The organism is Synechococcus sp. GEYO, assembly GCF_900473955.1.
Classification (GTDB): Bacteria; Cyanobacteriota; Cyanobacteriia; order PCC-6307; family Cyanobiaceae; genus Synechococcus_C.
In genome coordinates this window covers 311,490-336,336 of record NZ_UCNL01000008.1, presented here as the reverse complement: position 1 = coordinate 336,336, position 24,847 = coordinate 311,490, and the positions used below count along the sequence as shown (strand labels likewise).

The window sequence follows — 24,847 nt, the reverse complement described above, 5'->3', positions numbered from 1 at the left end:
CAATGGCGCGCAGCGTAAGGCGTCCACGTGATTGTTCAACGTGAAATCACCTCGGTGTTGAGCTCATTGAAGCTGAGGCTCATGCTTTCTCCCTGCGGTGCGGGAAGTCCGGTTGCCTCACTGATGGCGGCATTGATCTGCTCCAGTGGGACCTGCCCTTCCTCATCGAGTAACAGCTGGCCATCTCCGTTGATGACCACCACCTGCGGAACGATTCCGTGCCAGTAGTGCGCAGGATCAGTTCTGTCGTTCGTGGCTCTCCCCTGCAGTGCATCAGTGGTCAAAGGCAGAAGGTCCACGCTGTTTCCCCACAGCCTTTGAAGTTCCGAAACGGCCGGAGAGAAAGCTTTACTGGTTCTGCTGTCATCGAGGTAGTAAACGATGACGCTGGTGCGACCCGCCTGCTGTGAATCAGCCAGGGTGACGGCAGGAGGAACAAGTGAACCGTTACCGGCATACAGCGCGAAAATATTGCCGTCGTAGCTATCGGTTTCCCGGATGGCCTGAGCCGGCAGTGCAATCAGCATCAAGGCCAGCACCGCGACGATGGAACGGATCAGGAACGCGGTCATGGCACCGAAACAGTGCGTGCATTCTGAGCCCTTGTCAGCCGATGCAGCTGAGAATCAGCTGCGCCCGAGACTTCGACCCATCCCCTGAGCAATGCCGCGTCCGATCAGACCGATTGCTCGACCCACCACTTGGGTGAGAACCACCACCATCAGGTCCCCGAGACGTTTGACTAAGGCCTGAACCTGCGGTGCGATGGCATCTCGGGCTTCAACAATGAGAGCAACCTGTTGTTGCCACCAGCGCAGGCGCTTGAGCTCCTCATCCCTTGGCTCGGTCAACAGCAAGGGTTCAATGCGTCCGGTTTTGAGGCTGAACAGCAATCGGCGACTCTCGTACAAACGAATTGGACGTTCGATCCAGTCTTGCCAGCGCGACTGACTGTTGAGTTGGTTGCGCAAACGTTCCAGTTCGCGGGTTGAGATCAGGTCCTGCTGCAGGAGATACCGGCGCAGTTCGGGCCATTCGCCGCAGATTCCGAGCAGTTCGGAACCAATGAGCTCAGCTGTGCGCACCAGCCAGTTGCTGATCAGGGTCTCAAGTTGCAGTAATGCCCTGGGGTCGTCTGAGGGAAGCAGCTGACCATCCACAAGGACAGGTTGATCCAGCACGAGTGACGCCAGCATGGTCTGCGGATCTGGCAGCTCATCATCCGATTGGTGGAGATCGGTGCGATCCACCAGTTGATCGGCCACGGCCACAAGACTTTCACCTTGGGGAAGGCGCACGTAATTGCCTGCGACGCTACGCAACGCCTGTTGCTTCACTTCCGTCTGCAGAGACTGCCAACGAGCGCTCAGTGCTTTCTGGTCGCGTGTGCCGACGAGCTCATCACCGCGCAGGCGAAGAAGAACCTCATGCAATTGCTGTAGAAGCGCCAGCAATAGGTCGCGACGGCGTTCCGGGTGAAGTCCCTCAATGGCGAGCAACTGACCTGTGCCGTTGCCCAGTCCACTGCTCACAGCACCTTCGAGTCGTTGCTGAATGGCATTCCAGACGGCCGTTGGTTCTCGGTCGTTCAGGGTTAGTTCAAGGGTTTTGCTCTGATCATGCAGTGGCATGACATCAGCGAGGCCGGTGTGAAGAGGTCCCCAAAGCCACAGAAGCAGGTTTTTGGCACTGCGCAGTTCGCGACAGCGACCTTCCAGCATCAGTCGCATCACGAAATGTTCAGGCGGAGGATCGAGCAGTGCTTCGATGACCTGAAGATCCCGACCGATCTGCTGCAAACCACTGACAAGCAGCCACTGCGCCATGCTCAGACTTGGCTGGCTGGTTGAGGAATGCTCAGAGTGGGGCTTGATTTTCAGCACTCTGCCTCCATTGAGAAGGGTCTGAACCGCATCCCTGAGTGCTGCGAGGTCTGGATCTTGAAGGATGCCGTCGCAGTTCAACGAGAGCAGAGACTGAGGATCACGTCCGTAGTCAGCTGGTAAGAGCAGCAACGTGGGAGCAGGAGTCCAGCGCTGTTGCAGCTGAAGAATCTCCCGCTCGAGGATCAGGGGCTGGGTCTCGGTCGGCAATGACCAGATCACCAGTGATGGGTGACCCTGCAGCTGATCAGCAGACCGTCTGATGCGAACTGGCAGCTCTTCAGTGGGGATTTCCGCAGCAAGGCTTTCACCGAGAAGATCGGGAGCGAAAAGGAGAATCTCCCTGTCCTGGTCGATCACGGTGCCCTGTAACTGTGCTGATGAGCGTCAAGGTAACGGCACTGGCGAGGATGCTCCAGTGGCAATTTTTGGACGTCCGTTTAATTGAAGGGTGTACGACTCGATGTTGAATCCGGTCCGGCGTTCGATTTCCCTGAGTACATCGTCGGGAAGTTTCACATCAAGATCTTCAATTGCACCTGTTTCCAGGCAGGTGAGATGGCTGTGTGGATCGCTGCGATATCCATAAAGACGCCCATTGGCTCGATCGAGACACTCGATCACACCTGCACTTTGGAGGGCTTCCAGGTTCTGATAAACGGAGGTATGGCCGATTTGTCGGCCTTGCTGATTGAGTTTCTCAAAAATGTCTCGAGCACTGAGGTGACTGGCTTCGCTCCACAGCAGATCGAGCACCATTCGCCGTTGCCGGCTCAGTCGCATCCCCAGATGTCGGCAACGATCGAAGGCATCCTGAAGGGTGCGCTTGTCATGGGCTCCCTTGGGTAGAAATGACTCGACCAGCGACTCCACGGCAGTCGTCGTAACGATTTCAGGTTAGACCCGTTAAGTGGCCCCGTCTTGATGAGGGCTTCAAGCCATGTCCTTCAACAGTCCTGTTGATGGGTCCTGAAGTCGTCCATTGCCAAGGACCTTGAGCGCTTCTCCAAGATCGATCCGGCCGTCATAAAGGGCTCGTCCAACGATGACCCCTTCAACACCGAGTGGTTCCAGCGCCAACAGCGCCAATAAGTCAGCCATGCAGCCCACTCCGCCAGAGGCGATCACGGGAACGCTGCTGGCAGCGGCCATCTGCCTTAAAGCGTCAAGGTTGGGGCCCGCAAGGGTTCCATCCGTGCTGATGTCGGTGCTGATGATTGCTGCAATTGCCGCATCACTGAAGCGTGCGGCCAGATCAGTGGCTTCGGTGTTGCTGTTCTCTAGCCATCCCCTCGTTGCGACCTTGCCGTGGCGGGCATCAATGCCAACGATGATTCTGTTGGGGTGTCGGTCTGCCAGCTGCACGACAAGTTCCGGTTGCTCCAATGCAACCGTTCCCAGGATCACGCGTTCGAGCCCGCATTCCAGAAGTGCTTCGGCGCGTTCAGCCGAACGCACGCCACCACCGAGCTGAACCGGGATCGACAGTGTCTCTGTGATCGCACGAACCGCTGCATCGTTGATGGGTTGACCGCTGCGGGCACCGTCGAGATCCACCAAGTGCAGACGGCTAGCCCCCTGCTCTTGCCAGCTCATGGCTTGGGATACAGGGTCATCGCTGAATCGGGTGACCTGGTCGTAATCGCCTTGGTGCAAACGGACGCAGGCCCCTCCCAGCAGGTCGATGGCTGGAATGATCTGCATGGCCGTTGCGATGGACTGACTCCCATCCTGCACGGGTGGGTTCAGCGCGCTTCAATAACAGCTGGTCTGCCTGGGTGCTCGTGCAAATCCTGTTGATGGGTGGAACCCGCTTTGTTGGCAAGCCTCTGGTCAGCCGTCTGCTTCAGCAGGGTCACAGCCTCACCCTGTTCACCCGCGGCCGTCAGCCTGTTCCTGACGGGGTTGAAGCTGTTAATGGAGACCGTGGTGATGATCAGGCTCTCGATCAACTCAAGGGGCGCGCTTTTGATGTGATTGTCGATAGTTCTGGGCGCTCGCTCAATGACAGTCAGCGTGTGGTGGAGCGCACGGGTGCACCCAGCCATCGTTTTCTGTACGTGAGTTCAGCGGGTGTCTATGCAGGCAGCCAGACCTGGCCTCTGGATGAGGACAGTCCTCTCGATCCGGAAAGTCGTCATGCCGGTAAGGGCGAAACAGAGCGATGGCTCATGCGTGAAGGGATCGCTTTCACGAGTTTCAGACCCACTTACATCGTCGGGCCTGGTAACTACAACCCAGTGGAGCGTTGGTTCTTCGATCGGATCACGCATGATCGCCCCATTCCTTTACCGGGAGATGGCACAACCATCACCCAGGTCGGCCATGTCGAAGATCTGGCCGAAGCCATGGCGCGCAGTCTTGAGGTGGATGCCTCCTGCAACCGGATCTACAACTGCTCTGCCAAGAAGGGGATCACATTCCAAGGTTTGATCGAAGCTGCGGCGCTGGCCTGCGGCCGCGCTCCAGAACGCCTCGATCTGCGCCCTTTTGACCCCTCCGCTCTCGATCCGAAGGCTCGTAAGGGGTTCCCTTTGCGACTCAGTCATTTCCTCACGGATATCAGCCGTGTTGAACGTGAACTGGCCTGGACGCCTCGGTTTGATGCACTGGCCTGCATGGCTGATAGCTATCAACGTGATTACGCGCTGTCTCCAACATCCGCACCGGACTTCAGCGCCGATGAGGCGTTGATCGGGGCCTGAGATAAGCCAAGGCCGACCAGAGCGCCAGCACCAGAGCTGGCCAGTAGAGCCACCATCCCAGTGCATGCAGGATCAGCGTGAGCTGATTCGCAGACCAGTTCGTCGGCCAGAGCATCAGAAACAGGCTGAGAAACTGGAGGGTGGTTTTCCATTTGCCCAGCCAGGAGGCTGGAGCTCCGCTGGAGCTACCCGATCGCCATCCTGAGATCAGCAATTCTCGAGCCAGCAGCAGCCATACAGCCCATAGGGGCAGTTGTCGCTCGGTTGCCAACCAGATCAATGGAGCGCTGATCAACAACTTGTCAGCGAGGGGATCAAGTTTTGCTCCCCAACTGCTGCCCCCATCAGCTTTGCGGGCCATCCATCCATCTGCCCAGTCGCTCAAGGCTCCGATCAGCAGTAGCCACCATGCCCAGCTCTGCTGTCCTGAAGCCAGCAGCAGCAGCAACGGTGCTCCAAGCACGGCACGCAGCAGCGTGAGTCGATCGGCCCACAATCGCCAGGGAGAGATCAAGGCTCAGAATGCGTGCAGTTGATCAGGTCCCATGGTGCTCCAGCAGACGGTCGGGGAGGTGATGTCCGCTCCGGTGCTGACGGTGACGGCGGAGACCCCTCTTCAGGATGCAGTCAGCCTGCTGAACGATCACCACGTGAGTGGATTGCCAGTGGTTGACGGGGAAGGCGTTTTGATTGGAGAACTGACTGAACAAGATCTGATGGTCCGCGAGAGCGGTGTGGATGTCGGGCCCTACGTGATGCTTCTCGACAGCGTGATTTACCTGCGCAATCCTTTGAACTGGGATCGTCAGGTGCATCAGGTGCTGGGCAACAGTGTTGGTGATCTGATGCACCGCGACAGCCACAGCTGTGAAGTCAGCCTTCCGCTGCCGAAGGCTGCTTCGATGCTGCATGAAAAGGGCACCCAACGTCTGATCGTCGTTGATGCACAGCGCCATCCCGTCGGGGTGCTCACCCGCGGTGATGTGGTTAGGGCTCTGGCATCAGCTCAGAGCTAACGCTGGGCGGCTGGCTGAATTCGGATCGCGATCGGCTTGATCAGACGGAAGTCGACCATGTCGCCCACACTCAAACCAGCAAACACTTCAGCTTCCAGCTCAGGGCGGATATCGAGCTTGTGAATTTTGCCGAGTGGGCCTCTCAAGGTCACCTTGTGGTCGGTGCGGGAGAGGCGCACAACTTCCGCTGTCCCAGTGGCCATGGCCACCCGAGCACCTGCCGGCACCGGTCCGAAATCACGACCCAGCCTGCGGTCTTCTCGCTGCAACGTGAGTTGGTTCTGCTGGGAGCTGCGCAGATCAACCACCAGTCCCTGCAGCATTTCAATGTTCACCTGATCTCCGACCTTGAACCCCGCTGCGCTTGGGTCGATCGCTGAGGTGATCAGCATGCTGTGCCCTCGCGCGCCTTTCACCCTGAGCAGTTTTTGGCCAGGGACCAGTCGTTCGATGGTGGCGTTGAGTTGAGCGAGCTCGAAGGCTTCCAGTAACTCGCTTTTCAGGCTGACCTCCTGGGCTGCAAGAGGGCTGATCAGCAGCGGTTCTCCGTTCTCCCGATAGTCCTTGAGCGCTTCACCTGTGGTGGAGCGGGGCAATTTGCGCACATTCACAGCCAGAGGCTGGATCAGTCGAAAATCAACGGTGTCGCCAACCTTGATGCGATCAAAGGGATTGGCTCCATCGGGGATCACCACATCAAGGTTGTTGATGCCACCGAGGGGGCCCAGAAGGTCGATGCTGTTGTCTTGCCGATCGATGCTGATGACCTGAGCTGTTCCTGAGGCCAGCGCCACCCGCATGCCTTTCTTGAGCTTGCCCATGTCCGCGGGAAGAATGATGTCTTCGCGGTTGAAACTCAAATCCTTGTTCGCACTGGCCTCCAGCTCAACAACGAGGCCGTCGAGAATCGAGATTGAAACCTTGTCGCCTTGCTTCAGGCCAAGGGGCTCGAGATCGATGCCCACTGTGAGAATTTCCCGGTGACCATGCGGATCGATCACTTCAATGACCTTCTCGGCAGGAAGGGATGTGGTCACGGTTGCTTTCATTTCCGTGATCTCAAAAGCCGCTAGTTGTTCCGGAGAGAACCCGGCTTCGGCTCTCTGTGCCATTCCGCAGGAGACACCGAGAACGGCAGCTGCAATCCACCTGGCTGGACGCTTTCTGAGTGCGGAATGGAACGCCTGGAAGTGAGTCACAGGTCTGAGCAACAGTTGTGCGACGGTAGCCGGATCCGTTCTTGGGTCACAATGTCGCCGAATGTGAGTGCCGAGGCATGGTGATGCAATTGAGGCGGATGGCCGTATCTGCAGGGTTGGCTTTGCTGACCCTCGGCCTGATCCCAGTGCCCGCAAAGGCTGAGAAGGCCATTGAAATCAGCCTCAAAGATCGCTATCTGACGTTGTTTGATAACGGAAAGGTGGTGGAGCGCTTCCCCGTTGCAATCGGTGCTCCTGAATCTCCGACCCCTGCTGGCAGCTACGCCATCACTCGCAAAGAGGAAGCCCCTGTGTATCACAAGGGCGGCAAGGTGATTGCACCGGGTCCCAAGAATCCGGTGGGTGTTCGCTATATGGCCTATTTCCAGATCGGATCAGGCGAATATGCGATTCATGGAACAGCGTGGCCGAATTGGGTGAAGCTGCGTTCTGCAGTCAGCCTTGGATGCATTCGCATGCTGAACAAGGATGTGGTCACACTGTTCCAACAGGTCGACGTCGGGACTCCTGTCGTTGTGACTCCCAACTGATTGCTGTCTTGTTTGCTCTTATTCGCTGCCGCTCAATCATGTCTGTACGCTCCGCTTCTCCTGTGTTGTTCGGTTCTGTGCTGGCGCTGATCGCCAGTCCGGTGTTTGCCTCCCCGCAAAAGGAGATGCCTGAACAGACCTTCCTTGATCAAGTAGAAGCACCGGGCCATGTGCTGGTGACCGCACGCGGCGTTGAAGCTGTGAATGCAGAGGCTCGTCGCCAGGGGCTGCGCTTCCCTGCGGTTGGCTATTGGTCGCCGGAAAATATCTGCTTCAAGACACCCGCGTCAGGAGATTGCAATGGCCTCTTCCTGCGTTAGATATCACCAACTGTTCCGAGAGTTCAAGTTATCTTTTCTCTCGAATTTCCATCTGCCGGCACAGTTTTTACTCGTTTAGTATTCCTGCGACTTTGGTGGTAATTGGTGAAGACTTTGCTTCATAATCGATGCATTTTTAAGTATTCAGTCTAGCTCTCAATGTGTTGCTGTTTGGCCGTTTTCGATGGCGCTAATAGTTCTTCCCAATTACTGTTTTTGATGTTTGGAGATATGAGTTTAAGTCGACTCCAGCTCTATGGATAAGAAACACTGGTTGATACGGCGTGGTGTTATCGACCCTGGTTGTGTCGTGAAGCTGATTTCAGGGCGCTGGTGGCGGCAGCAAGGGTGGTGGCGGTGCCCCGACCATTGCATCTGTCTGAGACAGGCTTGGCCTCTGATCTTCAGCAGGCTCTGAATCTTCAAGGGACTCAGTGATTGGTTTTGCTTGGTCCGAGTCTGCAAAGGGAAGTGCTGTGGAGTCTTCGCTGGGCAACGGTTCCGGTGTCAGCAGAACGGGTGGAGGCAGGTCTGGGGGAAGATCGCGTTCGAACCGAGGAAACACCGATGCAGGTCCTTCAGCGTCCGATTCTTCGCTCGGACGCGGCTGTTCAAGCAGCACGAGGGGATCAGCGGTGATGGGGGGTTCTGGTAAAGGCGAGCGTTCAGGCTTGCCACCTGGTTTGTCCTGAGAGAAACCTGGTTTCAGGGGTTGACGCTTCGGCTTCCAGATCAATCGGGCAACGGGCTCCACCCCTTGCTCCATCACGCGATTCAGCCCAGCAAGGGCCCTGTCCATCAGGCGATGACCAGCAACTTCGGTGCAGTCCAGTGGGCCTTTGCATTCCACCTTTGAGCGCAGCCTTTCGCTGAGGTTTTCAACCAAGCCGCCTTGCAGATGGAAGCGGCGTTCACTCAGCCGCAGCAAGTAAGGCACGTGCACAAAACTGGTCGCTCCACCACTGATCCAGTTGGCGTCTTCCTCTGTAAATCCCTTCACTCCGGGAATGATCAGACGACTCTTGGAGGCGTGATCAGGCATGTAGGCGGCCACCAGGCCCCGACGACGGGCCAGCTCCCTCGTCTGCTCCAGAGTGAGGCCGTCCCTGCTCATCAACATTTCCAGCCGGCCATCGCTGCGCAGTCCGTAGACCATCCGGATCCTGGGCAAGTAGTAGCGAATGCGCTGGCCCATGCTGATGCTGTACGCACCCTTGTAGCTGTCGGGGGGGGCGTTCAGGTCGTTGTAGACACTGTGCAAGCCACCTACGAACATGTCGTAGGTCTCGGCACGTTCTGGAGTGAGTTCTCCGTAGCCAAACTCCACGGCTCCATTGCTCTTGATCCCAACGAACGCTCGTTGTCGGGATGCCGTTCGGTTCCTGCCCAGCCAGACCTTCCGCCCGAATTTCAAATCCCCGAGTGGAACGGTGATCTCCTGACCACCGTTGTCGATGTGGCGTTCGTACATCGGGCCTGATACGTAGGCCAGAGCCGCGGAATCCTCAAAGGCGTCCTGCTCGCGATCCCAACCCTCGAGCAGTCCCAAACGCACCTTCCTTGGGTCGAAATTGAGTGCATAGACTTCGTCATCCGACTGATAGCGGAAGGCTCCAAGCGCAGCTCCACTGGCTTCCTCCTCCAGTGTTGAGATGACTTCAGGCTGTGGAGTTCCTGGGGCCAGTGCAACAAGGGTTGCAAAGATCCCAAGCGGAACACCCAGAACCAACCAGCGTTTACGCAGTCGTTTCGGACGGGGACGACGGCGCCGAACCCGTTTCTTGGATGGGGGGGGCGCAGCAGTGGTGGAACGGACCCGCGTCACCATGTCTGCTGGGACCCTCTGAATGCCTGCGCGGTGTCGAGCCAAGGAACGATGGTGCCCTCGGCAACCAGCCATTTGCGGTAACCGTGACGGCAGTCGTGCCCTCCCGTCAACTCTCCGAACGCGGGAATGAGCATTCGCTGTTCCACCTTGTCGTAGGCAAAGCAAGGAAGCCTGAGCCGATCTGATCCCTGACGCAGAGTGGTTGTGGGGTGAATATGCCCGCAGAGATTCAGGCCCGCCCGACCGTCCATGGGCTGTTCCGGTTCGTGACTGAGCCAGAGGTTTCCCAGCCTGAAGGCAGGATGCTGGGGGAAAGCGCTCGAGTGCAGATGGCGGTCATGGTTGCCGCCGATCAGGAGCACCTCAGCGTGTAAGCGGTTATGCAAGTTGCTGAGATCAGTCTTCAGGCGCTGGGTGAGCCCGAGTGGGCCATGGATCAAATCTCCAAGGATGATCACTCGTTTTGGATTCCACTGCTGGCAGAGCTTCTCCAGCCGCTGCAATGTGCCCCTGTCGTCATCACTGGGGAGTGGAATTCCGCAGGCTTGGAACACCTCTGCCTTGCCAAGATGCAGATCGGCAACAAGCAGGTCTTCACTGGATGGTCGCCAGATGGCTTTCTGAGCCAACAGAACTAGCTCTTCGTCTCGCCATTGCCAGCGACAATGCGCAACGGTTGTGTCTGCATGGGCTGTTGGCTCGCCATCAGCCTGATTGCTGTTGTTTTCAATGTTGATGGCAGTCAACAGTGGAATGGCACAGCAGAGATTTGCACCATTTTGCTTGCAAAACACGGAAGTGTTTCAAAAGCATGTCCGCCCTTCATTGGGCTACAGGACATGGCCTCTCAGCATCTGAGGTGGCAACCTCAGAATGCACGAGCCGATTGACTTCTGATGACCCTCGCTTTGTTGCTAGCCCTTCTGGGATCACTCATCGCCATGGGGGTGATCGTGAAGCGTCTTGAGAACAACGGGTGAAAGGTGTGATCAGAGTTCCCAGGGTTTCTTTGTTACTCGCTGGTTTCATTTGTGTTGCTGTTCCAGGTGCGGCACTGGCAGAGCCATTGCGCGTTGGAGTCAGTGGTGCCCCGCCGTTCGTCATGCCGAAGGGTGAACCGGTTCAGGGGATCAGCATGCAGATCTGGGAAGAAGTGGCGAACCGCCTCGACGAACCCTATGAACTCATTTACCAGCTGAATACGGAGGCCAATCTGCAGGCCGTGGAAAACGGCGATCTCGATCTTGCTATTGGTCCGATCAGCATCACCCCCGACCGATTGGCCAACCCAAGGATTGATTTCACCCAGCCTTACTTCCATGGCAGGGAGGGGTTGATGATTCCCTTGAAGACGCCTGGGTTATGGGCAAGGTTCAAACCCTTTTTTGGCTGGGCGGCTTTGTCATCACTGGGTGGCTTGATGATCCTGCTGTTTTTGGTCGGCAATCTCATGTGGCTGGCTGAGCGTCGTCGCAACGCCGAGCACTTCCCCCGTCAATACCTGCATGGTGTCGGTAACGGGATGTGGTTCGCTCTGGTCACCCTTACAACGGTTGGCTATGGGGATCGATCTCCCACAACCAGAGCAGGTCGAACCATTGCAGGCGTTTGGATGCTGATGTCGCTGCTGGCTCTGTCCTCAATTACGGCAGGCTTGGCCTCGGCATTCACCGTGTCGTTGTCGAGGTTGGAACCCTCTGCCATTCAGGACCGCACCGATCTGCGCGGTAAGACTGTTTCAGTGGTGTCCGGGACGACCAGTGGAACTTGGGCCAAAATTTACGGAGCCCGGGCCCGTGAATCTGTGAGCCTTGACCAGGCCATTGATCTGTTGGCGAAGGGTGAGGTTGCGGCCGTTTTGTTTGATGAGGCCCCTCTTCGTTATTACTTGCAGCAGAAACCTGAAGCGCCATTCAAAATGGCTCCCTTCGCGCTTGCGAGTCAGACCTACGGGTTTGTGATTCCAATGAACAGCGCCTTGCGCACTCCGATTGATGTCGAGCTTTTGGAGATGCAGCGAAGCGGCGAGGTGAAGTCGATCACTGATCGGCTGCTTAATTAATCCGCTGCTTCATTGATGGGGGATGCATGCACATCCCTGGCTTCAGCTGAGCGTTCCGTGGCGGCGTAGTCCTTCTTCGATCAGAAAGTTGGCCAGGCTGCTGCAGCTACGACCCTCGGCTAGGGCTTGCTGCTTCAGGCGACTCATCACCCCTCCTGCCAAGGTCACATTGAGTCGTTCCGACTCCGCAGCATCAGCAACCTGGGCTGCTGTGAGATTGGTTGGCTCGTTTTGCAGTTGTTCCTGCAGCTCTTCCAACAAACTTTTCAAAAATGACACGGTTTCGTGTTGGTTGCGTAACTAAATCGTACCTTTTAGGTGCCCGACAGCGTGGCGTAACCTGGCCCGGTTTCTTGATCTGTCTGGATGGAGACCCTGCCTCTTGAGCTTGAGCCCGGTCAGGACCTCCATCTGGCTCTATCTGAGCTGGCATTGCGGCAGCAGCTCAGTGGTTTTGTTCTCGGGGTCGTCGGCAATCTGTCTCAGGCCACGTTTCGCTGTCCTGGTCAACAGCAGCCAACGCGGATGAGTGGGGAGCTCGAGGTCATCACGCTGAATGGAACCTTCTCGCCCTCCGGCGTTCATCTTCATCTCAGCCTTTCAGATGGCGCCTGTCAGGTCTGGGGAGGGCATCTTGAGCCAGGCACCGTTGTGCTCAAGGGCGCCCAGCTTCTTCTCGGCCTAAGCGGTTTGCCCACTGCAAAGACCATTCAGCAGCCGGTTGAGGAGTCCGTTCCCTTCAGTGAGCGCGTCGAGCTAGCAGTGCTCCCCGGGTGTCCATGGAGTCTGCGTGCCAGGCAACTGTTGGAACGGCTGTCCATTCCCCATCGCCTGGAAACGATCGAGTCTGACGACCGCTTCGAGGCATTCCGACAACGCAGCGGTATGAACACCTTTCCGCAGGTCTTCATTGATGGGGATGTTGTTGGGGGTTATGACGACCTCGCTCAGCTCGCTTTGCAACCCTCGTTCAGGGCCTTGGCACAACAGGTGAAGCGTGAGCCTTCCAAAGCCAATGAATCGGCGTCTGCCTGAGGCTTGACTCTGGGCTGACGCCGAGGATTGGAATCATTCATCCCTCGGTTGTCCAGCCAAGTTCAGTGTGAATCGGGAAGCTCAGGGAGTTCGATGCATAACTGTTCCACCTCGTGTCGCAGTGCATTAATGCGATCCATGGGTGTCAGTTTGCTGCGGCCAGGGGGCCAGAGCTGATCACTATCGAGATCGGAGGCCAAAGCCTCTTCCTCCATGGCTTCGATCAGTTCAGCGAGCTGGGCACGTGCCTCCAGCCATTTGGTGATGCTCAAGATGTTGAGGGGCCTGAGACATTGGTCAGATTTGAAACTTAGCCAACCTGATGGCACAGGTCAGGCTTGAAACAAAGTGATGGAAAAGTTTTCTCGAATTCAATGATCCAAATTCGTTCCAGCAAAATGAATTTGGGCTGCCTAAACTGTTTGTTGTTCTGGGTTTCTTGGCTCCAGTCTTCCTTGCTTCTTTGGCGATTCGAGGAGTCAAGTAACGATCAGGGCGATTGAAGTCGCCGGAGCGCGGGAGAAGATGCCAAGTATTGTCATGATTCAGTATTGGTTAACCGCTTATTTTGTGGTGAAGTCAATGTAAATTACACTGAAGTATGTTGTCATCACTGATATCTATTGCTGCATTCATGATGCTTGATTGAATACATCTCTTGATCAGGTGTGTGCTGATGCGTGGTGCATCTTGGCTGCGAAATCTATTGTTTCCTCTGAAGAATCTGGACTTTTATGCAGGATGATCCAATCAGCACTGAACTCACTGCTATGAATCATGGGTGTACAGCTCCGTGTTTAGGGAGTCTTTGAGAATCTCCGGTGTCTGATCGTCCTCAACCAGATCTCTGGGCCGAAAAACCCTGGTGGTGTCAGCCTTGGACGATCCTTCTCACTGGAGTCCTTGCGATCTCAGGCAGTTGGTTGGTTTTGCATCGCCTCTGGGTCACCATCCCGACGGCAGTGATCGTTGTGGCTTGGTGGATGTTATTTCTCGTGATCGCTCCTGCCACCTACAGGAATCAACCGCGCTGAGCGCTTCTGAAACGCTGTTTCTCTTCCATCAGTTCAGATTCGAGCTGTTCAATCAGCTTGGTGACCAGAGCCTGAAATTCTGGCTGGCAGCCTCGAAATGCCGCCTTATGCCGGATCGGTTCGTTGCGCATGCGCAGATCGGTCAGCATCAACTGAAGGGCGTCGATTCTGGCGTTGCTGTTCAAGGCTTCAGCCTGCAGGCGAGGCGAGGTTATGACACCGCCTCCCCCGTCAACTAGAAGCGCAAAGTGGTATTTACAAGAGCGCCGAGCACTTTCAGTCGCTGTTGTGCAGGGGTGTCAGCTCACAACTCAGGAGGTGACACTGTCCAGAAGCCAGATGCAGAGCAGACCAATGAAAAAAGCCACATTGACCAGACCTGAATCATCTTCTCCGCGTGCGTGAGCTTCCTTCATCACCTCTTCCACCACCAGGTAGATCAAAGCCGCTGTACCGAACGCGAGTGTGCCGGTCAGTGCAGGTCCCTGCAACCCATCGGTGATCAACAGGCTGGCGCTGAGGCCGATCAGGTAGGTGACAGCCATCAGTGCGCCTGACACCGCGCTTCGCCAGCGACTGGCACCGCGGCCAAGCAGAGTTCCAAGTCCGAGGGTCGCCAATCCCATTTCCAGGGCAACGGCCACGGGAATCACCCACTGCTGTTCTGCGGCTTCGCTGCTGATGCCCACCACCAGCCCGTCGATCAGGCTGTCCACGAGAAAGGGCAACATCAGCAGCAGCATCGGTCGAGGCCGATCGTGTTCGGGGCTGTCGTGGGGCTCTTCCAAGACCGCATTAATCACCAGCAACAGCGAGAAGCCCAGGCAGAAACCAATCGCCAATGCAACTGGATGACCGCTGTTGCTGGCGGCCGGCATCAGGTCGGCTGCTGCAATACCCAAGACCAGACCGCCCACTAAATGGGCAACCACCGCTCGAAAGCGTCTGCCAGGTCTGATGCGGCTGCCAAGCAGGCCGCCAAAGGCCATGCTGATAGCCGGCAGGATCAGAAGCACATCAGCCTCGTTCGGGCATCTTCAAGCATGGTCAACCTGGCAAGACCTGGCGGTAACCCCCGGCCTGCACAACGGCCAGTGGTGTGTTGAACAGAGCTGAAAGCCTGGGTCCCGTGAGTGTGTCTTCAGCTGAGCCATCAAGGCTCACGAGGCAGTTCTGCAGTCCGACGACTCTTTGAATCTCGGGGATGATGGCATCCACCTGGTGGGTCACCAGCACCAGAGTTGTGCCTTGGTGGCATAGATCCCGCAGGGTTCTCAACAAGGTGTGTCTTGCGCGCAGATCCAAAGCATTTGTGGGTTCATCGAGTACAAGAACTTCCGGTGCATGCACCAGAGCTCTGGCAATCAGCAGCCTTCGTCGTTGACCTTCGGACAGCTGTCCGTAGTTCTCGTCAGCCAGGCCATCAAGATCCATCCTTTGGAGTAACGCTTCAGTTCGCGACCACTGATCTGCAGTGGGAGTTCTGTCTCTGCCGAGACCGATGGCACCAAAAAAAGCTGCCAGTAATAGCTCCCGGCCTGTGAGCGATGCCGGGATGCGCTGTTCAACGTCGCTGCTCACGATCCCGAGCCGTTGGCGCAGTGCCCAGAGATTGACTGTCTCCGAACCGAACAAGCGTAGATACGATCCCGGTTTGACCACTGGGTAAAGCGAGCGGCTGATTAATTTCACGAGTGTGGTTTTGCCAGCACCGTTGGGACCGAGTACAGCCGTTGACTCTCCTCGTATGAGTCGCAGAGTCAGGTCTTTGACAACCTGATGACCATTGATCCAGGCCTCAACGGCCTGGCAGTCCAGCCAGGCTGGATCGGTGTCACTTGCCTGATCAAGCTTCATCGGTTGATTCTGGCCCTATTGAGAAGTCGTGTTGATGTTTGATCGACGTTGTGCCCGTTGTGGTTCCACCATCTTTCGTGCTGATCGCTCGCTTGGTGGCCGCCTGGTGTGTTCCCACTGCGGAGTCCCAGCAGATCAGCAGGCTCGTCGATCCAGCGGTGGGGGACGGTTACTTCGCTCGTCTCGAAGAGGTTCAGGTGGTTACAGGTTTTGGATTCTTCTAGCTGTGATCGCGCTCGTTCTCGTGCTGTTGTTTCAGTCCGCCTGAGTGATTTCATCTAGTTTCTCGACCACCATCGCCAGCGCCGATGCCAGCGGACGTTCTTGGTTCATTTTGCTGCTCCAGATCCGACCGCAGCGGATCTGTTCAGGACTGGCCAACGTCATGTCCTGGCCTTCACGCAGCTGCAGCTGTTGAAGAGGCACGCTGAGCTCGCCTGTAAAGACGTGCACGATGCGCTGCTCATCCTGATGCCGGAACCAGATCTTCAGCTGATCTGGGCACCAACTGATCTCCTCGTTCAATTCTCGTCGCACAGCGATGAGAGCGGTTTCGCCGGGTTCAAGATGGCCACCGAACAGCCCCCAGCACCCTGGGGCGACAATCCTGGGGTTCTCATCGCGCAATTGCAGCAGCCATCGGCGTTCCTGCTGCAGCATTGCAATCGCGAATTCAACGGTCATGGCCTTGTTCCGTGGATCCCGAGGTGTTCCTTTTGGGCCTGGAGCCTGCCATCACGGCGGAGGAGATGATCAGCCGACCAACAGCGTTCGTTGAAGGGTTGTGCCTTGCAAAGCTACTGCCATCTGTGTTGATTGCCAGGTCTGAACCGTTCTGGGATGACAGAGCATTTCAGTCACAGCTTGATGACAAGCGTTTGCTGCATGCCAATGACAAGTGGCCGAGATTCAGCCACTATTCACAACATGGAATTCGAACAATTCGCCGCAAAAATCAGGAGCCTCGACGCCGACTCCAAAGAGCGCATCGCACTGGCCGAGAAATGCCCAGACCACGAAGCTCGAATTCAGGTGGGCTTGGGGCATGCCAAGAACATCCCACTGAAGGGAAATCTTCTCGAGGCAGATTTTGCAAGCGATGGCAAGGAGTTCACCCAGGACGAGTTGAATTACCTGAGCGATGAACAAGCATCGATGTTGGCCGGCATGGTGTTTATGAAGCTGTTTCCCAAGGCTGCACGTATTTCTGAGGACGACATTCTTGAAGTCGAAGATGAAGATGAATCATGGTCGGGCACTGTCTACACAGGTGAGGGAAATGGTTGGGTATTCGCATGGGTGATAGAAAAGAATGATCACGAGCAATACGTCATCTCATTCACTGACTATGAGGATGAAGACGAGGCATAGTGCTTAATGCAGTAGCAGCAATGATTGGAAATAGTTCTGTGGTTAATTCTATTTTTTGATTTTTTTATTTTACTCTTACTACTATTGATTCATGGTACTAGATCGGTACGGCTGATCCGTATGAGTAGCTAGAGAGCGATGCTTACTTTGATGTTTTTGTAATTGATTTCATCTCGCATGTTCAGTGGCTTTAGATCGATTCTTCAGGATCGAAGCTATTCACTGGGTCATGGTGATCGCTTTTTCAGGTTCGACCAAGGGTTGTCCAGGTGTTCCGGGGTAAATAGGACGAGCGAGGAGAGTCGAGCATTTGCTTATCTCAGACTTCTTGTTCTGGACTTCGTTTTTGGATGTGGCCTGCATTGGAGTAGCAGCGGTTTTTTTGCGGTTTTGATGGGTGCCTTGCCATCCCCCGTGTCAAGGCACACCCACAAGAAAAGCCGCCCTCCGTGAGAGGAAGACGGCTTATCTGAATGTTGCTCAAACCCATTACTCAGTCGGCCGAGTAGGGCGGGTCGAAGCGTCTGGCTGTATGGCTTGTCGGGCCAGTCAGGCAGCTTCTAGTGGGTGCTCAGTTGGACCGTCGTCACTCATTGAACGCCTCCGAATCCCGTTGATGCGATCACTATCCATCAGCGAGGGGGGCTCTGGCATCCGTCGAATCGCTCATTGCTTGATGGCGCGTTGGGTCCCAATGTGGAAACGATCTTTTGTTTGTGGCTAAAAGGCGTCGTCGAATCTCTGTTCATCGCCAATGCCATCGAGTGCGTGAACCACATGAGACACCGCTTTCGCCTTAACCCAGTGCAAAGCTCCGTCGTCAACATTGGCTACCTGCAGCAGAGCGTTGACTCTGGTTTCACGGACGTCTCCTTCACACCAGAGGATTTGTCCCATCCACCAGTCATCGCGAATGGGCTTAGCAATCTGTTGTTGAGCTCTGATGATGACGAAGTTTCCAGGTCTGACAGCCAGGAAGCCTGGTGCATGAAGGCTTACGCGTGTTGAGGAAACCGTCGCTTCATGGTCACTGCTCATAACCTCGTTTCTGGTACAAGCGTTCTACCCATCTTGGTGTTGGCATGCAAGCGAAGCCACTAGAAAGCAACAGATTTGATTGGCTTGCAACGCCTATCTTTCATGCATATAGGGAGCCCATGTGGCAGCCAAGCAATCCACTACACAACCCAACTGTCGCTGTTGGGTCTGGTTTAGGGGAGGTTTAGGGGTCGAGTCGGAGTGGATCAGTGGTTTCTATGGAGCACCGTCGATCCTTGGAGGCATCCGCATCGAGAGAGGTGATTATGTTGCCTGCCGTGTGGCTGATTGGCGTGTGGTATTTGAAGAACCTGCAGATATCAACGTTGGTCCTGTGATTCCTGAAGATGCTGAATGGAAGCTTGTGCCAACGGACCCAAGATGATCTCAATGAAGAAGAACGAAGTGCGACATCATGAGTGAGCAACGTCAACTTCATCCTAAAATACCTACTTATTTAGTGGCTGTTTGTTCAGCGTTTCTTGTTGCTTTATTCCACCTGGAATATACCGGACACTTTTTGGTTGGTTATTCCTTTTTGGTTGGCCTGATTGCAGGTGGCTTTGGTTGGTTGTTGGCATGGGGGCTTTGGAGATTTTGGATTGTCTTTCCATACAAGAGAGTTTTCAAGCTCAGGGTAAAAGTTTATTTAGAGGATTGAAATATTCTGATTTTGGTGATTGGTGATTTTGCTCGTATGCATTTTATGGAATGCTTATATAAGCGAGCAACCTTGATATGCTGCCCTACTGTGCTCGTTGCATGCCTGAATAATTGAGTTAGAGGCTATGACCCTTGTATGTCATCAAATTATCCCTGGGAAAGTCAATGCCCTAGCTATTGTTTTAATAGTTTCAACATCGGTGACTTCGTCGGCAGTGGCTCAGATCCTCCCTCCATTGGCAGAGGATTTAATTGCAGAAAGCGGTGACGGGATCAGCCTTTTTTCTTTGGGTTATGGCGCAAGAGTGGCGAATTATATGTGCTTTGAATCGCTGAAAGGTAATCTCGCTAAACCTGAAGGCGATGAGATTTTGGCTAAATACAAATTATGGTTTGAAAATCAGACTTCGTATCAGTTTGATGTTTTCGCCAAGGGATATAAATTGGAAATGGAGAGTTTTAATCAAACTTTTCAAGATCACGATTGCAATTTTTCTTTTTAGCTGCGGATCATAAGCGTCAAGTGCAGATTGCCAAAGGCGGGTACAAATTATGCCTTTATGCCTTTGGCGGCTCCAACACTTGCTGGTCAGTCAGCCATGATGGAGAGCTCTTTTGAGAGAGTAAGAATCGACTCAGCAGATCAACCGATTTTTCTCACAAGAGAAACAAAAAGAGCACGATCCAGGAAGTCCCAATCAGAAATAATTTGTCTGAGCCCTTGTCAATATCGAACAGCTCGTGGGGTTCTGGAATCATTGATTGACTTTTGCAGTGGTCAATCTAGTTGATTTCAGCTGCTCAAGTGATCTCCTCAAACCTCGGCAGAGACCTTCCCCATCTGTTCTGCAAAACTCATGCTGTTCAGCTGAAAGCTCCTAAAAGAAGTCGGAGACAGCCATGTCGTGCCTCTTGAGAAGGGCGAATGTCGTTCCAGCATTGCCCCGGCAGATACGCAGCTCGTTCGTCAGTGCGGTGATGTCGAGCCACGCTGGGAAAGACTGATTCACGGTTTTGAACAATTCGAGCCGTCGTCCACCCGGCAAGGCCGGGCCTCTCCAGCCACCTTTGCGAAATCGGACTCCAACACGATTTGCACCACCAGTGCTTATCTCAGCCTCAACCGTCACAGCTGCTACCTCCCCCAGAGGACCGGAAAGGCGTAGGAGATTCATCCCCCGTGAATTCACTGGGTCAAGAATCTGAATGTTCTCTAACCAGTTCACTTGCTTCAGCCAGGGCTGAGTTGCACTGCTCCAGCGAAGTTCCCAGACACCCTTGAGAAGTGCCAAATCCCTGCTGAGATCAACGTCTGAATTGGCTTCAGCCGCTACGACGAGATCGGGGATGCTGCCATCGTCCGGCTGTTCTTTTAATCGTCGAATGAGTTCATTCATGGGTCATGTTTGATTAATTTTTAGATGTGGTCTGTAGTCAATCATCTTTGATAATAATTAATCCCAAGTTAGGCTGCAGCGAATTTCTTTCCGCCTTCGAAACGAACACCAACTGTCTCGCCGCTTAGGCCACATTTGCTTTCGGATCGCCAATTTTTGCTGATCTGAGGAAACCTGTCGCTGGGACGGGTCCAGAATGGCTAGGGGGAGTAGTGTTTGTGCCTAGCGACTAGAACAATGATGCTGGCCATGATGTTCACCAAAGACGTTATTCTTGAAATCATCTTTTGCGGAAACAGCAACCCTCTTGCTCTGTTCCATAGTCTTCTTCGTATGTCTTGAGGCAAGCCATTGAATGACAAGGTGAGCTGTCTTTTTTATTCTCATTTTGTGGGAGAAGACCCATCAATTACCTTTAACTGTAGACAAAAGGTACCGATAGGGGGCTCAATTGAACGATTAAATCTTTAACTTGTTTGTAGCCTAATACCGTTGACTTTTTTGATGTGGGTATTCCTTCGATCGTTAACTGGCTTGGGGATGCCATTGATGATGGCGACGTGAATGCAGCACTTTATGTGGCAGAAATCAATCATGATCCAACCTTGATCATGATTGGCTATTGCGCTTTGGGTCAAGTTGATCACTTGCAATCAAGCTCATTTCTTGGCAGGCTCAGATATCTCACTTCTGCTGACCCTGAAATATGTGCTGCGCGCTCATCTCTGTCGCTCAAAGATTGTTGGTTGGGTGAACAGTTTCTCCTCTTCCAGCTTTCGGACTATCGTCAAAGTCTGTACAAAATTGAGAGTTTTGAGTCAGAAAACTATCTTGAGACTCTAAAGTTACCTGAAACTGGTGCTTCGAGGTTCATTGAGTGGATTGCCGAAACATCGCAGAAAATTTTCTGTCATCCTCAGTCTGGATACAAGCTGTGCCTCGATACCCTGGTGACAACATCTAGGCAGCGTCAACTTTACGAACAAGTTAAGATGCAATGGATGATTGATACATAATAGGCTGATCTATTAGATATTTAGACCTCGATCTATCGTTGATCAATAATCTTGATCAAATTAGTTCTGGATGGTCTGGATCTCCCTTGAAGGGGCCTTCAACTGCCGAGCTAATCCAGCCTCCGTAGAAACCTCCTGGCTGAGCAGTTACTTGTTCACCATTGAGCCAACATCCATCCATCAAACCTGGATAGAGGGCGAACCAACCCGCAATGGCTTGAAAAGACTCCGTGGGAGAAGAGTATCGCCATACAGCACGGTGAATACGATGTTCTCCAACCATGACATCGAAATAATCAGCTACACCTTTCCACTCACAAAAGCTACGTCCAGCTGCGGGAATTAACAGCTTTTGGTTGGTGCTAGCAGGTGGAAGGTAGTACGTCGGTGGATGAAAGGTCTCCAGTACTCGCATGCATCCAATGCCATCAAAGAGAACGTCTCCACCGACCCGCACCAAAACATGATCAGGGCTGACCTCCAGCCTTGGTGGTCGGGGATAGTCAGCAACTTTTTCCGTTGTCATTGAATGGCTCTGCTCTGCGGAGATGATGGCGTTGTTTCAGTGTGATCGAAGCTATGGCATCTGTTGATCCACATCAGCCGGTGGTGATTCTCGGAGGTTTTCTGATCACCGAGGAGGTTTACCAACCGATGGCTGATTGGCTGATCAAGCAGGGTGTGACCGACGCGAAGGTTGTCCCAGTAAGCCGCTATGACTGGCTTCTCACGAGCTGGGGCTTCGGTTGGCGACGAGTGTTAGATCGGGTTGATCAGCATGTGCAGCTTCTTCAGTCGACGTCACCCACGGAACGTGTGACCTTGATTGGTCATAGCTCCGGGGGGGTGATGCTCAGGCTTTATCTCAGTGATCAACCGTTTCAAGGTCGTACCTATGGCGGTGCATCTCGATGTGATCGTTTGATCAGCCTGGGTAGTCCGCACCAAGCGATTCGCGCAACTCCTCTCAGGGCCATGGTTGATCGGAGCTGCCCTGGATGCCACGAGCCTGGCGTTGATTATGTGGCGATCGCTGGTGAGCTCAACCTGAATAGCACGACTGCTTCTGTCTTCAGTCGGCGCAGTGCCAAAGGCAGCTATCGCGGTATTTCCGGATCTGTTGATGTCAGCGGTGATGGCTTGGTGCCAATCGACTCCGCCTTGCTTTGTGGTGCTCGTCATCTGGTTCAATCCGACACTGCCCATGGCGGACTGTTTGGCTCCACTACGTATTTCTCTCCTGCAAGGCTCGAGGCTTGGTGGCGGTTTGCTGCGGTGTGAAATTCGTGCAGCTCTTCGGGATGGGGTTTGGGCTGTCGACCGTCAATCCGCCAATAACCAAACCAGTCCGGCGTGAGTTCTGCCTCAGGTCTGCCTGGTTCCGCCTTCAGATGGATTTGCCAGTCTTCGACATTGAAGATGGGTAAGCAGTCATCAACCGTGCCAAAGCGCTCGAGGCTGTACAGGTCATCTTTATGGACTTGTAAAGCACTGCCAAGCCATCGCCGACGTGCACGTGCTTTGGCTGCTTGCTTGCTGGGAGCCACTACAAGGCCGAATTGGTGCAACTCCTGCAGTGAATCTCGGTCGTAACCACCGAGATTGATGAACCACAGTTGATCCTTTATTGCTGTTGATGACGCCTCAAGATGCCCTTTGCTGTCCTTTCGCTGTTTGATCAGCTCAATGGCGTAGCCATCCACATATTGAATGGCCTTGTAGCTGTCGATGTGAAGGCCACTCTGTAGCCCAAACCATTGTTGCTTCAGGGTCGGGATCGTGTCTTCAATGCTTGTTCCCACCACCCAGCGCACGTCATGCAATTCGATATGGCTGGTCGCGGTACGTCCGCCCAAAACGACGAGAAACAAGTTTGGGGTGGTGCTCATCGCTTCATGCTGATGCGTTCAGTCATGCTTTTGAAATCAGCAACCGGCTGATCGTCATGATTGCGCCCCTTCCGCTTATGTCACTGGTTCTGGTTCTAGGACTGACAGGTCTCGGCTGGTGGCTCGCTCAGGTGAACAGCTTGGCTCGCAAGTTCGGGTCGACCATGGTGATCCTGATCCTCGGTCTGCTACTGGCCAATGTGACCAGCTGGACTCCAGAACCATCCGCTGTGTCGTGGGTGAACGGACCGTTGACCTCTTTCGCCATTGCAGAACTGTTGCTGGCGGTTGAGCTCCGCAGCGTGCTGCCTGATGCACGTCGCTTGTTGTTGCCTTTCATCGCAGCTGTAGCTGGAACTTTGGTGGCTGTTTTGTTGGTTGGTCTATTGCTATCAGGATGGCTTGGACAGTCTTGGATTTCACTGGCAGGTCTGTTTGGTGCCACGTTCACCGGCGGAAGTCTGAACTTCGTTTCCGTTGCCAGAAGTCTTGAAATACCTCCTTCTCTACTGTTGATTGCCACGGCGGCAGATCACGTTGCATTCACGGCATGGTTTGTCGTCAGCCTGCTGATCGGCCGTGGTGGTCGGCAGCACAGAGCGACTGACACTCCAGTGCTTAAGAGTTCAGCTTCAACCCCAACCAACGCGTTTGTGATGCCTTCATTGCGAGAGGTGTTGTTCGGCCTTCTCTGGGGGGGTGCGGTTTTGTTGATCTCCGACCGTATGGTCGGTTTCTTGCGTTTGTTGGGGATTGATGTCCCATCAATCCTTGTGCTGACAACGGTCGCGTTGATTGCTGCCCAGTTACCCCGATCGGATTCTCGGAGTGCTTGCTATGGGCTTGGTCTGGTCTTGATCCAACCCTTTTTCGCTGTGATTGGACTCAGTTCAAGTCTTGTAGATCTCTTTGGTGACGGCCTGCCAGTGCTGCTCTACGCAGGACTGGTGGTTCTTGTTCAGGCCATTGTTGTGCTTCAAGCACGACGCTTGTTTCGCTGGCCTTTGGCTGAATGTCTGGTTGCCTCTCAGGCTGCAGTGGGTGGGCCAAGCACTGCTCTGGCTCTCGCAGGAAGCCTTGAGAGACCCAATCTCGTTTTGCCGTCAGTCGCAATCGGGCTCCTGGGATATTTGCTTGGTACTTACGTCGGTCTGGCGGTGTCAGCCTCGCTCAATGGGCTGATTGCCTAAGAGAGGACAGATCTTCACCTCATGGCCTTAGAGTCCATCGACTCATCGAGCATTAATGGCCTGGGAATACACACAGCTTCGCTTTGTTCCCCGTGGCAAGAGCTGGACTGGAGAAATTGAGGAGCTCTGGCTGGATGACAAGCCGTTGATCTCCAGAAACCACCCTCAGCAGGTGAGCCTGGTGGAGCTGATGAATGAACTGGGTGCTCAAGGCTGGGAACTGGTCACCTATGCCCAACCTTTCACCGGCTATCACGGTGGCTGCTACACCTTCAAGCGCCAACGCTGAAGCTCGGTCGGGTATCCGCAAGTCACTTCACGACGTCCAATCTGGACCTAATTGACGTCAAACCTCTCCATGGCCAATTGATGCAAGACTGATAGCTCCGCTAAAGCATCTAATTTTTTTTGCGCTTGGCTGAGCATTGTTCTTCCATGTGGGGCACAGGCATCGATCAAGGCAACTCCTTCTGAGGCTTCTGCCTTGATGCGTTCCATACAAAGCTCGATTTGTAAGTTGAGTGGCTTGTTTTGATCACTCTGCAGATAGGCGGGTCCAGCAAGAACTGATATGAGCTTCAAAATTGCTTGGTGGGTTTCTTTTGCGCTAATGGTCATGGCCTTCAACGGCTTGTGCGTCATTCTGACGCAATCCAAGGGCTTATTGCATCAGATTCGTATTCGGCGTACTACTTGCTACCTAATCTGATCAGCCATGCCTGGTTGAAACCTTGGAAGGATATTTTTACGACAGGAAGTCACACCTTCTTGAACGATGATGAGTGAACCTAAT

General features: G+C 54.3%; 35 protein-coding genes. 16 read left to right on the top strand and 19 right to left on the bottom strand.

Annotated features, from left to right (window positions below):
- Positions 1 to 35 precede the first annotated feature (35 nt).
- From DXY37_RS08975 to hisA, 4 genes are all read right to left on the bottom strand, one after another.
- Positions 36 to 572, bottom strand: coding sequence for a thylakoid membrane photosystem I accumulation factor (locus DXY37_RS08975; RefSeq protein ID WP_115126299.1), 537 nt, complete (start codon positions 570 to 572; stop codon positions 36 to 38).
- A 54-nt stretch (positions 573 to 626) separates the two neighbouring features.
- The gene (locus DXY37_RS08970; protein ID WP_115126298.1) at positions 627 to 2,243 is read right to left on the bottom strand and encodes a DUF3685 domain-containing protein; all 1,617 of its coding nucleotides are present in this window, start codon (positions 2,241 to 2,243) and stop codon (positions 627 to 629) included.
- 27 nt (positions 2,244 to 2,270) lie between these two features.
- Positions 2,271 to 2,666, bottom strand: a complete 396-nt coding sequence (locus DXY37_RS08965) for a Fur family transcriptional regulator (protein ID WP_115126515.1) — start codon at positions 2,664 to 2,666, stop codon at positions 2,271 to 2,273.
- A gap of 150 nt (positions 2,667 to 2,816) precedes the next feature.
- Positions 2,817 to 3,587 carry a 1-(5-phosphoribosyl)-5-[(5-phosphoribosylamino)methylideneamino]imidazole-4-carboxamide isomerase gene (hisA, locus tag DXY37_RS08960; RefSeq protein WP_115126514.1) on the bottom strand — a complete coding sequence of 257 codons (771 nt, stop codon included), beginning with the start codon at positions 3,585 to 3,587 and terminating at the stop codon, positions 2,817 to 2,819.
- A gap of 80 nt (positions 3,588 to 3,667) precedes the next feature.
- Here hisA and DXY37_RS08955 point away from each other — a divergent pair, with 80 nt between their 5' ends.
- Positions 3,668 to 4,588, top strand: a complete 921-nt coding sequence (locus DXY37_RS08955) for an NAD-dependent epimerase/dehydratase family protein (protein ID WP_115126513.1) — start codon at positions 3,668 to 3,670, stop codon at positions 4,586 to 4,588.
- On the opposite strand, the gene pgsA is transcribed toward DXY37_RS08955, so the two are convergent.
- Positions 4,557 to 5,102, bottom strand: a complete 546-nt coding sequence (gene pgsA / locus DXY37_RS08950; protein ID WP_115126297.1) for a CDP-diacylglycerol--glycerol-3-phosphate 3-phosphatidyltransferase — start codon at positions 5,100 to 5,102, stop codon at positions 4,557 to 4,559. The genes DXY37_RS08955 and pgsA overlap by 32 nt on opposite strands.
- A gap of 31 nt (positions 5,103 to 5,133) precedes the next feature.
- Here pgsA and DXY37_RS08945 point away from each other — a divergent pair, with 31 nt between their 5' ends.
- Positions 5,134 to 5,604, top strand: a complete 471-nt coding sequence (locus DXY37_RS08945; protein WP_115126296.1) for a CBS domain-containing protein — start codon at positions 5,134 to 5,136, stop codon at positions 5,602 to 5,604.
- On the opposite strand, the gene DXY37_RS08940 is transcribed toward DXY37_RS08945, so the two are convergent.
- Complete coding sequence (locus tag DXY37_RS08940; protein ID WP_244277001.1) at positions 5,601 to 6,716, bottom strand: hypothetical protein; 1,116 nt, start codon at positions 6,714 to 6,716, stop codon at positions 5,601 to 5,603. The two genes, DXY37_RS08945 and DXY37_RS08940, sit on opposite strands and share 4 nt — an antisense overlap.
- 164 nt (positions 6,717 to 6,880) lie before the next feature.
- Between DXY37_RS08940 and DXY37_RS08935 the strand changes: the two genes are divergently transcribed.
- Both DXY37_RS08935 and DXY37_RS08930 read left to right on the top strand, forming a co-directional pair.
- Positions 6,881 to 7,354, top strand: coding sequence for a L,D-transpeptidase (locus DXY37_RS08935; protein WP_115126295.1), 474 nt, complete (start codon positions 6,881 to 6,883; stop codon positions 7,352 to 7,354).
- Positions 7,355 to 7,392: 38 nt separating this feature from the next.
- The gene (locus DXY37_RS08930) at positions 7,393 to 7,674 is read left to right on the top strand and encodes a hypothetical protein (protein WP_170951826.1); all 282 of its coding nucleotides are present in this window, start codon (positions 7,393 to 7,395) and stop codon (positions 7,672 to 7,674) included.
- Positions 7,675 to 7,996: 322 nt separating this feature from the next.
- Here the strand turns inward: DXY37_RS08930 and DXY37_RS08925 are convergent, their stop codons facing one another.
- Positions 7,997 to 9,502 carry a hypothetical protein gene (locus DXY37_RS08925; protein ID WP_244277052.1) on the bottom strand — a complete coding sequence of 502 codons (1,506 nt, stop codon included), beginning with the start codon at positions 9,500 to 9,502 and terminating at the stop codon, positions 7,997 to 7,999.
- Positions 9,496 to 10,248: a ligase-associated DNA damage response endonuclease PdeM gene (pdeM, locus tag DXY37_RS08920; RefSeq protein WP_256377371.1), complete on the bottom strand. Its 753-nt coding sequence runs from the start codon at positions 10,246 to 10,248 to the stop codon at positions 9,496 to 9,498. The genes DXY37_RS08925 and pdeM overlap by 7 nt, the downstream gene beginning before the upstream one ends.
- Positions 10,249 to 10,487: 239 nt before the next feature.
- Here pdeM and DXY37_RS08915 point away from each other — a divergent pair, with 239 nt between their 5' ends.
- The gene (locus DXY37_RS08915) at positions 10,488 to 11,564 is read left to right on the top strand and encodes a transporter substrate-binding domain-containing protein (RefSeq protein ID WP_115126508.1); all 1,077 of its coding nucleotides are present in this window, start codon (positions 10,488 to 10,490) and stop codon (positions 11,562 to 11,564) included.
- A gap of 42 nt (positions 11,565 to 11,606) precedes the next feature.
- On the opposite strand, the gene DXY37_RS08910 is transcribed toward DXY37_RS08915, so the two are convergent.
- Positions 11,607 to 11,843 (bottom strand): CopG family transcriptional regulator, encoded by a 237-nt coding sequence (locus DXY37_RS08910; protein WP_115126294.1) that lies wholly within the window; start codon positions 11,841 to 11,843, stop codon positions 11,607 to 11,609.
- Positions 11,844 to 11,930: 87 nt separating this feature from the next.
- Here DXY37_RS08910 and DXY37_RS08905 point away from each other — a divergent pair, with 87 nt between their 5' ends.
- Positions 11,931 to 12,599, top strand: a complete 669-nt coding sequence (locus tag DXY37_RS08905; RefSeq protein ID WP_115126293.1) for a PCC domain-containing protein — start codon at positions 11,931 to 11,933, stop codon at positions 12,597 to 12,599.
- Positions 12,600 to 12,661: 62 nt separating this feature from the next.
- Here DXY37_RS08905 and DXY37_RS08900 read toward each other — a convergent pair whose 3' ends face one another.
- Positions 12,662 to 12,871: a hypothetical protein gene (locus DXY37_RS08900; RefSeq protein WP_136975583.1), complete on the bottom strand. Its 210-nt coding sequence runs from the start codon at positions 12,869 to 12,871 to the stop codon at positions 12,662 to 12,664.
- 549 nt (positions 12,872 to 13,420) lie between these two features.
- Between DXY37_RS08900 and DXY37_RS08895 the strand changes: the two genes are divergently transcribed.
- Positions 13,421 to 13,633: a DUF6737 family protein gene (locus DXY37_RS08895; RefSeq protein ID WP_115126291.1), complete on the top strand. Its 213-nt coding sequence runs from the start codon at positions 13,421 to 13,423 to the stop codon at positions 13,631 to 13,633.
- Here the strand turns inward: DXY37_RS08895 and DXY37_RS08890 are convergent.
- From DXY37_RS08890 to DXY37_RS08880, 3 genes are all read right to left on the bottom strand, one after another.
- Positions 13,621 to 13,818, bottom strand: coding sequence for a hypothetical protein (locus DXY37_RS08890; protein WP_074160740.1), 198 nt, complete (start codon positions 13,816 to 13,818; stop codon positions 13,621 to 13,623). The two genes, DXY37_RS08895 and DXY37_RS08890, sit on opposite strands and share 13 nt — an antisense overlap.
- A gap of 126 nt (positions 13,819 to 13,944) precedes the next feature.
- The gene (locus DXY37_RS08885; RefSeq protein ID WP_115126507.1) at positions 13,945 to 14,622 is read right to left on the bottom strand and encodes a ZIP family metal transporter; all 678 of its coding nucleotides are present in this window, start codon (positions 14,620 to 14,622) and stop codon (positions 13,945 to 13,947) included.
- 58 nt (positions 14,623 to 14,680) lie between these two features.
- Entirely contained in the window at positions 14,681 to 15,490 is an 810-nt protein-coding gene (locus tag DXY37_RS08880) for an ABC transporter ATP-binding protein (protein ID WP_115126290.1), read from the bottom strand.
- A gap of 38 nt (positions 15,491 to 15,528) precedes the next feature.
- On the opposite strand from DXY37_RS08880, the gene DXY37_RS08875 reads away from it, so the two are divergent.
- A complete protein-coding gene (locus DXY37_RS08875; protein WP_170951825.1) occupies positions 15,529 to 15,714 on the top strand; it encodes a hypothetical protein in 186 nt (61 codons plus the stop codon).
- Between the two features lie 31 nt (positions 15,715 to 15,745).
- On the opposite strand, the gene DXY37_RS08870 is transcribed toward DXY37_RS08875, so the two are convergent.
- A complete protein-coding gene (locus DXY37_RS08870) occupies positions 15,746 to 16,174 on the bottom strand; it encodes an NUDIX hydrolase (protein WP_115126289.1) in 429 nt (142 codons plus the stop codon).
- Positions 16,175 to 16,417: 243 nt separating this feature from the next.
- On the opposite strand from DXY37_RS08870, the gene DXY37_RS08865 reads away from it, so the two are divergent.
- Positions 16,418 to 16,861 carry a hypothetical protein gene (locus DXY37_RS08865; protein ID WP_115126288.1) on the top strand — a complete coding sequence of 148 codons (444 nt, stop codon included), beginning with the start codon at positions 16,418 to 16,420 and terminating at the stop codon, positions 16,859 to 16,861.
- Positions 16,862 to 17,581: 720 nt separating this feature from the next.
- Here the strand turns inward: DXY37_RS08865 and DXY37_RS08860 are convergent.
- A complete protein-coding gene (locus DXY37_RS08860) occupies positions 17,582 to 17,899 on the bottom strand; it encodes a DUF3104 domain-containing protein (protein ID WP_115126287.1) in 318 nt (105 codons plus the stop codon).
- Positions 17,900 to 18,020: 121 nt separating this feature from the next.
- Between DXY37_RS08860 and DXY37_RS08855 the strand changes: the two genes are divergently transcribed.
- From DXY37_RS08855 to DXY37_RS08850, 3 genes are all read left to right on the top strand, one after another.
- Entirely contained in the window at positions 18,021 to 18,284 is a 264-nt protein-coding gene (locus DXY37_RS08855) for a hypothetical protein (protein WP_170951824.1), read from the top strand.
- Positions 18,285 to 18,314: 30 nt separating this feature from the next.
- Entirely contained in the window at positions 18,315 to 18,560 is a 246-nt protein-coding gene (locus DXY37_RS13085) for a DUF4175 domain-containing protein (protein ID WP_136975582.1), read from the top strand.
- A 217-nt stretch (positions 18,561 to 18,777) separates the two neighbouring features.
- Positions 18,778 to 19,065: a hypothetical protein gene (locus tag DXY37_RS08850; RefSeq protein ID WP_115126286.1), complete on the top strand. Its 288-nt coding sequence runs from the start codon at positions 18,778 to 18,780 to the stop codon at positions 19,063 to 19,065.
- A gap of 375 nt (positions 19,066 to 19,440) precedes the next feature.
- Here the strand turns inward: DXY37_RS08850 and DXY37_RS08845 are convergent, their stop codons facing one another.
- Entirely contained in the window at positions 19,441 to 19,959 is a 519-nt protein-coding gene (locus DXY37_RS08845) for a PAP/fibrillin family protein (RefSeq protein ID WP_115126285.1), read from the bottom strand.
- Positions 19,960 to 20,465: 506 nt separating this feature from the next.
- On the opposite strand from DXY37_RS08845, the gene DXY37_RS08840 reads away from it, so the two are divergent.
- Entirely contained in the window at positions 20,466 to 20,975 is a 510-nt protein-coding gene (locus DXY37_RS08840) for a hypothetical protein (protein WP_115126284.1), read from the top strand.
- 55 nt (positions 20,976 to 21,030) lie between these two features.
- Here the strand turns inward: DXY37_RS08840 and DXY37_RS08835 are convergent, their stop codons facing one another.
- Positions 21,031 to 21,501 carry a DUF427 domain-containing protein gene (locus DXY37_RS08835; protein ID WP_115126283.1) on the bottom strand — a complete coding sequence of 157 codons (471 nt, stop codon included), beginning with the start codon at positions 21,499 to 21,501 and terminating at the stop codon, positions 21,031 to 21,033.
- A gap of 53 nt (positions 21,502 to 21,554) precedes the next feature.
- Between DXY37_RS08835 and DXY37_RS08830 the strand changes: the two genes are divergently transcribed.
- Positions 21,555 to 22,256: a triacylglycerol lipase gene (locus DXY37_RS08830; RefSeq protein ID WP_115126282.1), complete on the top strand. Its 702-nt coding sequence runs from the start codon at positions 21,555 to 21,557 to the stop codon at positions 22,254 to 22,256.
- Here DXY37_RS08830 and DXY37_RS08825 read toward each other — a convergent pair.
- Entirely contained in the window at positions 22,163 to 22,864 is a 702-nt protein-coding gene (locus DXY37_RS08825; RefSeq protein WP_115126281.1) for a DUF1543 domain-containing protein, read from the bottom strand. The genes DXY37_RS08830 and DXY37_RS08825 overlap by 94 nt on opposite strands.
- A 77-nt stretch (positions 22,865 to 22,941) precedes the next feature.
- Between DXY37_RS08825 and DXY37_RS08820 the strand changes: the two genes are divergently transcribed.
- Both DXY37_RS08820 and DXY37_RS08815 read left to right on the top strand, forming a co-directional pair.
- Positions 22,942 to 24,054 (top strand): DUF819 family protein, encoded by a 1,113-nt coding sequence (locus DXY37_RS08820; RefSeq protein ID WP_244276997.1) that lies wholly within the window; start codon positions 22,942 to 22,944, stop codon positions 24,052 to 24,054.
- A gap of 55 nt (positions 24,055 to 24,109) precedes the next feature.
- The gene (locus tag DXY37_RS08815; RefSeq protein WP_067094872.1) at positions 24,110 to 24,343 is read left to right on the top strand and encodes a hypothetical protein; all 234 of its coding nucleotides are present in this window, start codon (positions 24,110 to 24,112) and stop codon (positions 24,341 to 24,343) included.
- A 47-nt stretch (positions 24,344 to 24,390) separates the two neighbouring features.
- Here the strand turns inward: DXY37_RS08815 and DXY37_RS08810 are convergent, their stop codons facing one another.
- Positions 24,391 to 24,672 carry a hypothetical protein gene (locus DXY37_RS08810; protein ID WP_136975581.1) on the bottom strand — a complete coding sequence of 94 codons (282 nt, stop codon included), beginning with the start codon at positions 24,670 to 24,672 and terminating at the stop codon, positions 24,391 to 24,393.
- Positions 24,673 to 24,847 lie beyond the last annotated feature (175 nt).